13 protein-coding genes are annotated in these 12,560 nt (G+C 74.2%); 9 read left to right on the plus strand and 4 right to left on the minus strand.

Annotated features, from left to right (window positions below; genetic code table 11):
• Positions 1 to 99 precede the first annotated feature (99 nt).
• The 5 genes from D7223_RS11535 (at position 100) to D7223_RS11555 (ending at position 4,422) form a co-directional block, all read left to right on the plus strand.
• The gene (locus D7223_RS11535; RefSeq protein ID WP_238161826.1) at positions 100 to 345 is read left to right on the plus strand and encodes a hypothetical protein; all 246 of its coding nucleotides are present in this window, start codon (positions 100 to 102) and stop codon (positions 343 to 345) included.
• 156 nt (positions 346 to 501) lie between these two features.
• The gene (gene bla, locus D7223_RS11540) at positions 502 to 1,416 is read left to right on the plus strand and encodes a class A beta-lactamase (RefSeq protein WP_120727973.1); all 915 of its coding nucleotides are present in this window, start codon (positions 502 to 504) and stop codon (positions 1,414 to 1,416) included.
• A gap of 120 nt (positions 1,417 to 1,536) precedes the next feature.
• A complete protein-coding gene (locus tag D7223_RS11545) occupies positions 1,537 to 2,490 on the plus strand; it encodes an SRPBCC family protein (protein WP_120727975.1) in 954 nt (317 codons plus the stop codon).
• A gap of 16 nt (positions 2,491 to 2,506) precedes the next feature.
• Positions 2,507 to 3,679 carry a zinc-dependent alcohol dehydrogenase gene (locus D7223_RS11550; protein ID WP_120727977.1) on the plus strand — a complete coding sequence of 391 codons (1,173 nt, stop codon included), beginning with the start codon at positions 2,507 to 2,509 and terminating at the stop codon, positions 3,677 to 3,679.
• A 137-nt stretch (positions 3,680 to 3,816) separates the two neighbouring features.
• Positions 3,817 to 4,422 carry a GNAT family N-acetyltransferase gene (locus tag D7223_RS11555; protein ID WP_120727979.1) on the plus strand — a complete coding sequence of 202 codons (606 nt, stop codon included), beginning with the start codon at positions 3,817 to 3,819 and terminating at the stop codon, positions 4,420 to 4,422.
• 34 nt (positions 4,423 to 4,456) lie between these two features.
• Here the strand turns inward: D7223_RS11555 and D7223_RS11560 are convergent, their stop codons facing one another.
• A complete protein-coding gene (locus tag D7223_RS11560; protein ID WP_120727981.1) occupies positions 4,457 to 5,935 on the minus strand; it encodes a glutamate-cysteine ligase family protein in 1,479 nt (492 codons plus the stop codon).
• 185 nt (positions 5,936 to 6,120) lie between these two features.
• On the opposite strand from D7223_RS11560, the gene D7223_RS11565 reads away from it, so the two are divergent.
• Entirely contained in the window at positions 6,121 to 6,459 is a 339-nt protein-coding gene (locus tag D7223_RS11565) for a DUF3817 domain-containing protein (protein ID WP_120727983.1), read from the plus strand.
• Positions 6,460 to 6,478: 19 nt separating this feature from the next.
• Here D7223_RS11565 and D7223_RS11570 read toward each other — a convergent pair whose 3' ends face one another.
• Together D7223_RS11570 and D7223_RS11575 are read right to left on the minus strand one after the other, a co-directional pair.
• Positions 6,479 to 7,339 (minus strand): alpha/beta fold hydrolase, encoded by an 861-nt coding sequence (locus D7223_RS11570; RefSeq protein ID WP_120727985.1) that lies wholly within the window; start codon positions 7,337 to 7,339, stop codon positions 6,479 to 6,481.
• Between the two features lie 100 nt (positions 7,340 to 7,439).
• Positions 7,440 to 7,988 carry a hypothetical protein gene (locus tag D7223_RS11575; protein WP_120727987.1) on the minus strand — a complete coding sequence of 183 codons (549 nt, stop codon included), beginning with the start codon at positions 7,986 to 7,988 and terminating at the stop codon, positions 7,440 to 7,442.
• A 153-nt stretch (positions 7,989 to 8,141) separates the two neighbouring features.
• On the opposite strand from D7223_RS11575, the gene D7223_RS11580 reads away from it, so the two are divergent.
• From D7223_RS11580 to D7223_RS11590, 3 genes are read left to right on the plus strand one after another with little or no spacing between them, the layout of a single operon-like run.
• A complete protein-coding gene (locus tag D7223_RS11580) occupies positions 8,142 to 9,266 on the plus strand; it encodes a baeRF2 domain-containing protein (protein WP_120727989.1) in 1,125 nt (374 codons plus the stop codon).
• The gene (locus tag D7223_RS11585; RefSeq protein ID WP_120727991.1) at positions 9,259 to 11,016 is read left to right on the plus strand and encodes a thiamine pyrophosphate-binding protein; all 1,758 of its coding nucleotides are present in this window, start codon (positions 9,259 to 9,261) and stop codon (positions 11,014 to 11,016) included. The genes D7223_RS11580 and D7223_RS11585 overlap by 8 nt, the downstream gene beginning before the upstream one ends.
• A 17-nt stretch (positions 11,017 to 11,033) precedes the next feature.
• On the plus strand, positions 11,034 to 12,137 hold the full coding sequence (locus tag D7223_RS11590) for an iron-containing redox enzyme family protein (RefSeq protein ID WP_420330307.1): 1,104 nt from the start codon (positions 11,034 to 11,036) through the stop codon (positions 12,135 to 12,137).
• Positions 12,138 to 12,169: 32 nt separating this feature from the next.
• On the opposite strand, the gene D7223_RS11595 is transcribed toward D7223_RS11590, so the two are convergent.
• A complete protein-coding gene (locus tag D7223_RS11595) occupies positions 12,170 to 12,397 on the minus strand; it encodes a CDGSH iron-sulfur domain-containing protein (protein WP_120727993.1) in 228 nt (75 codons plus the stop codon).
• Positions 12,398 to 12,560: the final 163 nt, after the last annotated feature.

Consider the following 12,560-nt stretch of genomic DNA (forward strand, 5'->3'; position numbering starts at 1 on the left):
GAGCGCACGCCGGGACGACGTCACGGACCCGAGGAGACAGTTCTCACCCGCGACGACCTGCTGGACAACATCTCGCTGTACTGGCTGACCAACACCGGGGTGTCCGCGGCGCGCCTGTACGCGGAGAACCCGCTCTCCTTCTTCGCCGCCAAGGGCGTCGCCGTCCCGGCCGCGGTGAGCGTCTTCCCGAACGAACTGTTCGAAGCGCCACGGAGCTGGGCGGAGCAGGCGTATCCGCGCCTGATGCACTACAACCGGCTCGACCGGGGCGGACACTTCGCGGCCTGGGAACAGACCGAGCTGTTCACGCGGGAGATGCGCGACGCGTTCCGCTCGCTGCGCTGACCGGTCGCGGCCGCACCCGGCCGGTGGCGCGACGTCCCGCGCCGCCCGGCCCGTCGCGCGTCACCGCCTTCCGGGTACCGTTGCCGGCGCCGCAGCCACCCCGACGGCAGGGCGGTTCCCCTTCCGGCCGCCCGCGCGACGGAAGGATCCCCGGACGTGACCCGCACCGCCCGCCGGACCGGCACCGCCACGCTGGTGCTCGCGCTGCTCGCCGGCTGCGCCCCCGGCACACCGACCGCGCCGACATCGGTCACCCCGTCGGACGTCCCGCCGTCCTCGGCGTCCGCCGTGCCGGTCACCGTGGACTTTACGCCGCTGGAGGCGGAGTTCGACGCGCGGCTCGGGGTGTACGCGGTGGACACCGGCACCGGGCGCACGGTGGCGCACCGCGCCGACGAGCGCTTCGCGTACGCGTCGACGTTCAAGGCCCTGGCCGCCGCGGCGGTGCTCGACGCGACGACCACCGCCGAGCTGGACGAGGTCGTCACCTTCACCCGCGCGGACCTGGTCGCGTTCTCACCGGTCACCGGGCGGCACGTGGACTCCGGCATGACGCTGCGGGCGGTCGCCGACGCGGCGGTGCGGCACAGCGACAACACCGCCGGGAACCTGCTGTTGGACCGGCTCGGCGGCCCCGCCGGGTTCGAGCGGGACCTGCGCGAGCTGGGCGACGAGGTCACCGAGCCGGCGCGGCGGGAGACCGCGCTCAACGAGGCCGCGCCGGGCGACGTCCGCGACACCAGCACCCCGCGCGCGCTGGCCACCACCCTGCGGGCGTACGCGGTGGGCGACGCGCTGGACGTCGGGGACCGCGCGGTGCTGGTGGACTGGCTGCGGCGCAACACCACCGGCGCGAAGCTGATCCGGGCCGGCGCGCCGGACGGCTGGGTGGTCGGCGACAAGACCGGCACCGGTGGGTACGGCACCCGCAACGACATCGCCGTGCTCTGGCCGCCGGACCGGGCCCCCATCGTGCTGGCGGTGCTGTCCCGCCGGGACGCCAGGGACGCCGACCACGACGACGCCCTGGTCGCCCGGGCCGCCGAGGTGACCCTGGCCGCCCTGCGCTGAGCGGGCGCCCCCGGCCGGGATGTTAGGAAGGGACCCTTCCTATGCACGAGGCGTTAACAGGGGGCCCTTCCTTACCTCGTTTCGGGTTCGGCGGGCGATTGCGGCGCATACCGTCACGGGGTGGACGACGACGACCGCGTACTGATGAGTGAGCTGGGCGGGCCGAGCCGGGCCGGGGGGCTGCCCCGGGCCCTGGGCTGGCTGAGCCTGGCAGTCGGTGTCGGCCTGCTCGCCGTGCCCGATCGGATCGCCCGCCTGACCGGCCTCGACGACGCGCCGGCGGCGCGGGGGCTCGTCGCGGTCGCCGGGGTACGGCACCTCGCGCACGCCGGCACGCTGATCCCCGGCCGGCGGGCGACCGGCGGCGCCTGGGCGCGGCTGGCCGGGGACGCCGTCGATCTGGCCCTGCTCGCCCGCGCGCTGCCCGACCGGCGGGGCCAGCGGCGGCGCCGGGTGGCGGTCACCACCGCCGTCCTCGGCGGCGCCACGGCCGTCGACCTGCTCGCCGCGCTGCACGCCGGGCGGGTTCGCCGGGCCGGGCGACGGGTGATCGAGGTGCACATCGGGGTGACGGTGAACCGCTCGCCGGCCGAGGCGTACCGGTTCTGGCGGGACGTGGAGAACCTGCCCCGGTTCATGTCCCACCTGGAGTCGGTGCGCGCCGAGGACCTGCGCCGGTCGCACTGGACGGTGCGCGGTCCGGCCGGCCGGCACGTCGAGTGGGACGCGGAGATCGTCGACGACCGGCCGAACCGGTCGGTGGCCTGGCGGTCGCTGCCCGGCACGCCGGTGCCCAACGCCGGCCGGGTGCGTTTCGTGCCCGCTCCCGGGGACCGGGGCACCGAGGTGCGGGTGCACCTGCGGTACGTGCCGCCGGCCGGCGCGGTGGGCCGGGCGGTGGCCGCGCTCTTCGGGGAGGAACCCGCCCAGCAGGTCCGCGACGATCTGCGTCGCTTCAAGCAGGTGCTGGAGACCGGCGAGGTGGTGCGGTCCGAGGGCAGCCCGAACGGCCTGTCGGTACGCCAGCAGGTCATGCAGCGTCCGGCGCAGCCGCTGCCGGCGACCCGTCGCTGAGCAGGGGAGGCAACCGATGAAGGCCAACGTCTGGATGGGCACCGACCGGGTCAAGGTCGTCGACGTCCCGGACCCGAGCATCCTCAACGCCCGCGACGCGATCGTCCGGGTCACCTCGACCGCGATCTGCGGCTCCGACCTGCACCTGTACCACGGGTTCATCCCGGCGATGCGCAAGGGCGACATCCTCGGTCACGAGTTCATGGGGGAGGTGGTGGAGGTCGGCCCGCAGGTGCGCAACCTGCGTCCCGGGGACCGGGTGGTGGTGCCGTTCCCCATCGCCTGCGGGCACTGCGTGTCCTGCCAGCGCGGCCTCTACTCGGTCTGCGAGAACTCCAACCCGAACGCCGGCGTCGCCGAGAAGGTCATGGGCCACTCGCCGGCCGGGATCTACGGCTACTCACACCTGCTCGGCGGGTACGCCGGGGGCCAGGCCGAGTACGCCCGTGTCCCGTTCGCCGACGTCGGCCCGCTGAAGGTCCCCGACGACGTGCCGGACGACCAGGCGGTGCTGCTGGCCGACGTCTTCCCCACCGGTTACATGGGCGCCGAGATGTGCGACATCAAGGCCGGCGACGTGGTCGCCGTGTGGGGCGCCGGCCCGGTCGGGCTGCTCGCCGCCGCCAGCGCCCGGCTGCTCGGCGCCGGCCGTGTCATCGTCGTCGACCGGTACGCCTACCGGCTGCGGCTGGCCCGCGAGCACGCCGGCGCCGACACCGTCGACTACTCCGAGACCGACGTGCTGGACGCCCTGAAGGACCTCACCGCCGGTCGGGGCCCGGACGCGTGCATCGACGCCGTCGGCCTGGAGGGCCATCACGGCAACGCCGCGGTGTACGCGTACGACCGGGCGAAGCAGGCGACCAAGGTGGAGACCGAGCGCCCGTTCGCGCTGCGCCAGGCGATCCTGGCCTGCCGCAGTGGCGGGATCGTCTCGGTGATCGGCGCCTACGGCGGGTTCGTCGACACCTTCCCGATCGGCGCGTTCATGAACCGGTCGCTGACCATGCGTACCGGCCAGTGCCACGTGCAGCGCTACACCCGGCCGCTGCTCGGTCGCATCCAGCGGGGCGACATCGACCCCAGCTTCGTGGTCAGCCACCGGATGAAGCTCAAGGACGCCCCCAAGGGCTACCGCATCTTCCAGAAGAAGCAGGACGAGTGCACGAAGGTCGTCCTCAAGGTGTGAGTCCGCCCGCGCGTCGACACACCATCGCCAGGCTTCACGTGTTCGTCCGCGACGCGGGGGAGTCCGACGCGCAGCCACCGCTCGGCTGAGCGGGTGCGCGCCCCCCACGCGTGCTCGTCGTTGGCTACCGTGGGCCGATGGCGTACACACCGGGCTCCGAGGTCCGCCGCGACGGCATCCGGCTGCGGCCGGTCGGCGAACCCGATCTGGCGATGCTCCGCCGTTTCGCCGTCGAGCCGGGCCTGCTCGGCCTGGACTGGCACGGCTTCCGCGACCCGGTCGCGGCGGAGCGCCGGCACGCCGCCGACGGGTGGCTGGGGGAGCACGACGGCCGGCTCGTCGTCGAGGTCGAGGACGAGCCGGCCGCCGCCGGCTTCGTCAGCTACCGCCACGGCGTCTACGGCGGGACCGCCGGGTACCGGGAGATCGGCATTGTCCTGCTGCCGCCCTGGCGTGGGCGGGGCATCGGTTGGCGGGCGCAGGCACTGCTCTGCGACTACCTGTTCCTGCACACCCCGGTGCAGCGCGTGCAGGCCGGCACCCACCCGGAGAACGTCGCCGAGCAGCGGGCCCTGGAGCGGGCCGGCTTCCAGCGCGAGGGCGTGGTGCGGGCCGCCGAGTTCCGGGGTGGTCGGTGGTGCGACGCCCTGCTCTACAGCCGCCTGCGCGACGACCCGTCGCCCTGGGACCGGCCGGCGGAGCGGGAGTGGCCCGGCCCCGACGCCGTGCACCCGGCCGGCTGAGCGGACGCCCCGGGGCCCGCCGCCGGTCCGCCGGTCAGGGGATCGGCCACTCGTGGACCGGGCGGTTGCTGTGCATCAGCTCCACGTAGTGCCGGACCACCTCGCGCAGCGCCTCCGGGCGGTCCAGGTGGTCGGCGGACTCCAGCCGGTGCAGCGTCTCCACCTGCCAGGTCGCCCCGTTGCGGCCGGTCAGGCAGCGCTGCTCGATGATGCCCAGCAGCCGGTCCCGCTCGGCGGGGTCGACGCCCCACCGGTCCAGCCCCTGGTGGGCCAGCGGCAGCAGCCGGCGCAGCACCAGCTCGGTGGCCGGCAGGTAGCCCAGACCCGGCCAGTAGACCTGCGCGTCGATGCCGTGCCGGGCGCAGGCGTTGAAGTTCTCCTCGGCGGCGCTGAACGACATCTGCGACCACAGCGGCCGGTCCGCCTCGGCCAGCGCCCGGACCACCCCGAAGTAGAAGGCGCCGTTGGCGATGGTGTCCACCACCGTCGGGCCGGCGGGCAGCACCCGGTTCTCCACCCGCAGGTGCGGGCGGCCGCGCAGCACGTCGTAGACCGGCCGGTTCCACCGGTAGATGGTGCCGTTGTGCAGCCGCAACTCGGCCAGCTTCGGCACCCCACCGGCGTGCAGGGTCTGCGCCGGGTCCTCCGGGTCACACACCGGCAGCAGCGCCGGGAAGTAGCGCACGTTCTCCTCGAAAAGGTCGAACACGGTGGTGATCCAGCGTTCCCCGAACCACACCCGGGGGCGTACGCCCTGGGCCTTGATCTCCTCGGCGCGGGTGTCGGTGGCCTGCTCGAACAGCGGGACTCGGGTCTCCCGCCACAGCTCCCGGCCGAAGAACAGCGGCGCGTTCGCGCCCAGCGCCACCTGGATTCCGGCGACGGCCTGGGCGGCGTTCCAGTAGTCGGCGAACTGCGCGGGTGACACCTGCAGGTGGAACTGCGTGCTCGTGCAGGCCGCCTCCGGAGTGATCGTGTCGGCGGTGACGTTGAGCCGCTCCACCCCGTTGATCGCGATCCGCAGATCCTCCCCCCGGGCGGCGAAGATCTGCTCGTTGAGCAGTTTGTAGCGGGGATTGGTCGACAGCGTCTCCGCGGTCAGGTGCTCCGGTCGCAGCGTCGGCAGGATGCCGATCATCACCATGTGCGCCCCGACCGTGCGGGCCTTCTGCTCGGCGGCGTTGAGGCTGGCCCGCACCTGCTCCTCGAACGCCGCGATGCCGCTGCCGGCCAGCCGGCGCGGCGCGACGTTGATCTCGACGTTGAACTGGCCCAGCTCGGTCTGGAAATCCGGATCGGAGACGGCGTCCAGCACGTCGGCGTTGCGCATCGTCGGCATCGAGTCGTCGTCGACCAGGTTGAGTTCGATCTCCAGGCCGGTCATCGGCCGGTCGGTGTCGAAGCGGGACTCGCGCAGCATCTCGGCGAAGACGTCCAGGCAGCGCCGGACCTTCTCGCGGTAGCGCGCCCGATCCTCCCGACTGAACGCTCGTGCGCCGACTTCCTCGCCCATGGTCACCGCCCTGTCACCGCTGGTGCCCCCTAACTTCGCACGTGACGCCGGGCGGGGGAAGACCCGAAGTTCCCTCCTGATACCCACCGAAGGCCCGGGTGATCCCCGTCGCGCCTGGTCGGTCTCGCGCGGTCGCACCGCCGCGCCCGGCTAGCATGACCGCGCGAAGAGGTGAGGGAGCGGCGATGCGCGACAAGGTGACCCGGCTGTTCGTCGTGGCGGCGATCGCGGAGGCGATCTCCTGGGCGGCACTGCTGGCCGGGATGGCGGTCAAGTACGGCCCGCCGGCCAACGAGCTGGGCGTGCAGGTCTTCGGCCCGATCCACGGCGGGCTGTTCGTGGCGTACGGCGTGCTGGTCCTGGCGGTCGCCCGCCTGCACCGGTGGAGCCTGGTGACCACCGCGGTCGCCCTGGCCTGCGCGGTGCCGCCCTTCGCCACCCTGGTCTTCGAGCGGTGGGCCCGGCGGCGCGGCCTGCTCGACCCCACCCGCGAGCCGGTCCGCGCGGCGACGCCGGTCGGCTGACCCGCCGGCCGGCTGTGGATCACCCGGCCAGGAACTCCGCCAGCGCCGCGGCGAGCTGCTCCGGCGCCTCCTCGGCCATGTGGTGCCCGGACTCGATCGGCCCCGCCCGCACGTCGTCGGCCCAGTCCCGCCAGATCGCCGCCGGGTCGCCGTACAGATCGACCATGTCGTCGCGGGTGGACCACAGGAACAGCACCGGGCAGGTGATCCGCCGTCCCGCGGCGCGGTCCGCGTCGTCGGCCGCCCGGTCCGGACCCAACCCGGCGCGGTAGTCCTCGCACATCGCGTGCACCGTCGCCGGGTCACCGATCGCGCGCCGGTAGTCGGCGTACGCCTCCGCCCCCATCGCCTCGGGCGAACCGCCGTACCAGGCCTCCGGGTCGGCGTTGATCACCCGCTCGGCGGGTTTGCCGGTCTGGCCGAGGAAGAACCAGTGCCACCAGCGGGACGCGAACCGGGCGTCGGCGCGGGCCAGCGCCGCACCGATCGGCACCCCGTCGAGGACCCCGAGCCGCGAGACCCGGTCCGGGTGGTCCAGCGCGGTTCGCATCGCCACGTACGCGCCCCGGTCGTGCCCCACCACCGCGGCCCGGTCGTGGCCGAGCCGGTCCAGCAGCGCCACCACGTCGGCCGCCATCGCCCGTTTGGCGTACGTCGTGTGGTCCGGGGTGCTGGGCGGCTTCGACGAGCCTCCGTAGCCGCGCAGGTCCGGGCAGATCACCGTGTGCCGGGCGGCGAGCAGCGGCGCGACCCGGTGCCAGGTGGCATGGGTACGGGGATGGCCGTGCAGCAGCACCACCGGCGGTCCGGAGCCGCCGTGCCGCACCCGCAGCCGGACCGGGCCGACATCGATCTCGGTGAGCGTGAAACCGGGGAACATGCCGTCCTGCGGTGCCCTGGGCCGGGTGCGCCGAAACGTGGGCCTTGCGTGAGGAAGGGGCCCTTCTACTACACCAGGCGTTAAGCGGGGGCCCTTCCTTTCACGTCAGCGCGGAGCAGGCCGCGACACCGGCGAGCAGGATCGCGCCGAGCACCGCCTGGAGCAGCAGCGGCGGGCCGAGGTGTGACCAGAGCGTCGCGGTGCGCGGGGTGAGCAGCTGACCGGTGGTCAGGTTGACGATCCGCTCGATCTTCGGCGGCAGGTCGTCGTCGCGCTGCCGGCGCACCGTGATCTGCACGTGGTCGGCGGGGTGCAGGGCACTCTGCGGCAGGTGCCCGTGCAACTCCACCTCGACCAGTTGCCCGGTGGTGTCGCGTACCCGGACCGGGGTGACCAGATATTCCGGCCCCTTCTTGAGGTCCTTGAAGCGACGCCGGGCGCCTCCGGAGCCGGCGCTGAGCACCGACCGCAGCACGGTCACCAGCAGCCCGGCCACCCCGGCGGTCACCAGCACCGCCACCAGCACCGGCTGCCCGATCCGCACCTCGCGCGGATAGCCCTCCAACAGCCGGACGATCCGGCCGGTGACGATCCGACCGGTCGGGTGGGCGATCCGCCGGTAGTGCAGGTCGGTGTCCATGATCACCACCCTCCGTCCCGTTGCGTTCACCGATGGTATCGGTCACCCGGGGTTGAACGACGTGAATGAAAAGTGGTCACGGGCCGGTGCGCCCACCGGCCCGGCAGGTGACATCGCCGGTCGGGTGGGTAAGCGCAGGGCCGAGCTGGAAAGGGGTCGAGCATGCAGCTGTCCTTCCTGCGCCCGCTCTACGACCGACCCGGGCCGTGGTGCTCGGTTTACCTGGACGCGTCCGCCAACACCGAGGACGCCCACCCGGCGCTCGACCTGCGCTGGCGCGCGCTGAGCGACCAACTGCGCCAGCAGGGCGCCGACCCGGCGTCGATCGCCGCGATCGAGCGGGTGGTCCGAGGGCACGACCCGATGGCCGGCGACTACGGGCTGGCCGTCTTCGCCAGCCACGGCCGGGTCGCGCTGTCGGAGTTCCTGTCCGCGCCGCCACTGCGGGACCTGGCCGCGTACACCCCGCTGCCGCACGTGATGCCACTGCTGGCACAGCGCGGCGAGCAGGTGGCGTGGGTGCGGGTGCTGGCCGACCGGACCGGCGCCGACGCGATGGCGGTCAGCGCCGGTGGTGTGCCGCGCCGCGCCCACGTGGCCGGCCGCGAGGAGTTCCCGCTGCGGCGGGTGAACCCCGGCGGCTGGTCGCAGTCCCGCTACCAGCGGGCCGCGATGGAGGCCTGGCACCACAACGCCGGCGACGTCACCGCGGCGACCGTGGAACTGGCCGAGAAGGTCGGCGCCGAGGTGGTGGTGGTGGCCGGCGACGTCCGGGCCACCGGCATGATCGCCGCCCAGATGCCGGAGCGCTGGCAGGACCTGGTGGTCCGCACCGACGCCGGCTCGCGGGCCGGCGGCGCGGACTCCACCCTGCTGGACGACCTGACCGTGCAGACCATCGCCGAGGTGGCCGACCAGCGGATCACCGCCGCGCTGGACCGCTTCGGCATGCAGGAGGACGTCGGCGCGGGGCTGGACGCCGTGGTGTCCGCCCTGCAACGCAACCAGGTCGACACCATGCTCATCGTCGACGACCCGTCGGCCACCGGCGAGCTGTGGATCGGGCCGGACGCCACCGAGATCGCCACCGACCCGGGCCAGCTCACCGCCATGTCGGTGCCCGACCCGGAGAAGGTACGCGCCGACGCGGCCCTGGTCCGCGCGCTGGTCGGCACCGACGCCGAGCTGACCGTCCTGGGGCCGGACGAGGCGCCGGACCTGACCGACGGCGTCGGCGCGGTGCTGCGCTACGTCGACGCGTCCACGCCCGGGCGGGGCGATGGCTGACCGTACCGTCGCCGATCTGGTGGTCGAGCGGCTGCGGGCCTGGCGGGTTCCGCGGGCCTTCGGCTGCCCCGACGCGGCCATCGCGCCGGTGATCGAGGCCCTCGACGCCTCGGGCGGGGACCCGGCCTTCGTCCCCGCCCGGCACGAGGAGACCGCCTCGTTCATGGCCACCGGGCACGCCAAGTTCACCGGCGGCATCGGGGTCTGCCTGGCCACCCAGGGGCCCAGCGCGGTCCAGCTCCTCAACGGCCTGTACGACGCGAAGCTGGACAGCAAGCCCGTGGTGGCCATCGTGGGCGAGGACGTCTGCGGTCCGCTCGGCGACGCCCACCAGGAGATCGGCCTGAGCCGGCTCTTCGGCGACGTGTGCAACCAGTTCGTCCGGTACGGGCGGGACCCGGGGTTGATCCCCGGCCTGCTCGACCAGGCGTTCCGCACCGCCGCGGCGACCCGCAGCCCGGTCTGCGTGGTGCTGCCCACCCGGTTGCAGCGGATGGTGGTGCCGGACCTGCCACCGCTGGCCGCGGGGGTGCTCACCGCCACCCCGGGGGAGCCGCTGGCCCGGGTCCTCCCGCACGAGGTCGACCTGGACGCCGCCGCGCAACTGCTCGGCGGCGGGCGGCGCACCGCGATCCTGGTCGGGCAGGGCGCCCGGGGCGCCGCCGACGAGATCGTCGCGCTGGCCGACCGGCTCGGCGCCGGGGTGGCCACCTCGCTGCTCGGCAAACCGGTCCTGGACGAGCGGTTGCCCTTCCACACCGGCGTGCTCGGCGAGGTCGGTACGTCGGCCGCCGCCGAGCTGATGGGTGGCTGCGACACGCTGCTGATGGTCGGCACCAACGACCCGTGGACCGGCTACTACCCGATGCCCGGGCAGGTCCGCACCATCCAGATCGACATCGACGGGCGGCGCATCGGCACCCGCTACCCGGTCGACGTGCCGCTGGTCGGCGACGCCGCGGAGACCCTGCGGGCGCTGCTGACCCAGGTCCCCGACCGGCCCAACGACGCCTGGCGGGCCACCGTGGAGAACTCCGTCGACCGGTGGCGGGTCGAGGCGACCGACCGGGCCGCCGCACCCGCCGAGCCGGTCAACCCGCAACTGGTGCTCCAGGAGCTGTCCCGGCGGCTTCCGCGCCCCGCCTCGCTCGCGGTCGACGTCGGCTCGGTGATCTACTGGTACGCCCGTCACCTGGAGCTGCCACCCGGGGTCAACGCCCAGCTGTGCGGCACCCTCGGATCGCTGGGCTGTGCGTTGCCGTACGCGGTCGCGGCCAAGCTCGCCGCGCCGGACCAGCCGGTGGTCGCGCTGGTCGGCGACGGGGCCATGCAGCGGGGCGGGCTCGCCGAACTGATCACCGTGGCGCGCCACTGGCAGGAGTGGGCGGACCCCAGGCTGGTGGTGCTGGTGCTCAACAACCGGGACCAGTCCGGCCTGGGCGGCGGGCGGCCCGCCCCGGCCGACCCGGCAGGGCGCCGCCCCGACGTGCCGTACGCCGGTTGGGCCCGCCTGCTCGGCCTGCACGGGGTCCGGGTGGACCGGCCCGAGCTGGTCGGCGCGGCCTGGGACGAGGCGCTGGCCGCCGACCGTCCCTGCGTGGTGGAGGCCGTCGTCGACCCGGCGGTCGCGCTGCGCCCACCGCAGCCGGCCCTGGCCGACCTGCGCGGCATCCTCGCCGACGGCGACGCCGCCCGCCGGGTACGCGAGCGGATGCTCGCCCCGACCGTAGAGGAGAAGGATCTCGTTTAGCCGGCCACCGCCCGGGCATGAAGATCGGCAGTCCAGAGCGGGAGGTCAGCGTGTCGAACACCACCGATCACCGGTACGGCCCGGCACCCCTGGTGTCGGGGCGGGGGCCGGTCTCCGAGGCGCTGCGGCACGCCCTGCGGCAGGCCCCGCACGAGCTGCCCGCCGACCTCGGTGAGCACCTCGACCCGGCCGACGCGCTCACCGACGAGGACCTGCAACTCACCCTGTTCCTCTGCTACGAGCTGCACTACCGCGGCCTGGCCGGTGTCGACGACGAATGGGAGTGGGAGCCGTCGCTGCTGGCGCTGCGGGCGCGCGCCGAGCGGCTCTTCGAGGCGGCGGTGCGGGAGCTGGTCGGGCCGCTGCCGGCGGTGCTGCCCGGCGCCGTGCCGGCGGCGCTGCTCGACGTGGTGGCCGCCGACGCCGGGCCGTCGCTCGCCGGATACCTGCAACGGCGCGCCACCCTCGCCCAGTTCCGCGAGTTCGCCGCGCACCGGTCGGTCTACCACCTGCGCGAGGCCGACCCGCACACCTGGGCGCTGCCCCGTCTCGGCGGCCCGGCGAAGGCCGCGCTGGTCGAGATCCAGATGGACGAGTACGGCAACGGCCGGCTGGACCGGATGCACGCCGAACTGTTCCGGGTGACCCTGGGCCGGCTGGGTCTGGACACCTCGTACGGCGCCCACCTGGACGTGGTGCCCGCCATCACGCTGGCCACCAACAACCTGATGTCCCTGTTCGGCCTGCACCGGCGGCTGCGCGGGGCGGTGCTCGGCCACCTCGCCGCGTACGAGATGACGTCGTCGCTGCCCAACCGCCGGTACGGCAACGGGCTGCGCCGGCTCGGCTTCGACGAGGTGGCGACCCGGTTCTACGACGAGCACGTCGAGGCCGACGCGGTGCACGAGCAGATCGCCGCGTACGACCTGTGCGGCGGGCTGACCCTCGTCGAGCCGGCGCTGACCGCGGACGTGTTGTTCGGCGCGGCGGCGGCCCTGGCGGTGGACCGGCTCTTCGCGGCGCACCTGCTGGACAACTGGTCCGCCGACCGCACCAGCCTGCGCACCCCCGCGCCGGCCGCGGTGCTCCCGGCAGCCTCCGCCCTCTCCGCCGCCGCCTGATCCGCCGCCCGCCCGTGCGACGGGGCGGCGGGTCAGGGTTCGCGGTGGGGGGCGGCGCGGAACTTGATCGCCTTGTGGGTGCCGTCGCAGAAGGGCTTGACGGCCGACTTGCCGCACCGGCAGAGCGCCACCGTGCCCCGCCGGGCGTCGATGCGCTGACCGTCCGGGGTGACCAGGGCGAAATCGCCTCGGACCAGCAGCGGCCCGTCCTGGTACGGGGTGATCGTGGTGGCCGCGGTGATCGGGTCCTCTTCCTGCATGGCCGGTCCAGTGCCCGTGCCGGCCGTGCCGAAACCCGCCACGCGCCACGGGCCGCCGGCGACGCCGGTGGATCACCCGGATCGCGGCCGGCCTGCCGACAACCGACCGGGACCGGCCAATCTCCCGGACGCGGCGAAGCGCCGGAGTTCCGAGGATTACTCC

Source organism: Micromonospora endolithica, assembly GCF_003626595.1.
In the GTDB taxonomy this organism is placed as follows: Bacteria; Actinomycetota; Actinomycetes; order Mycobacteriales; family Micromonosporaceae; genus Micromonospora; species Micromonospora endolithica.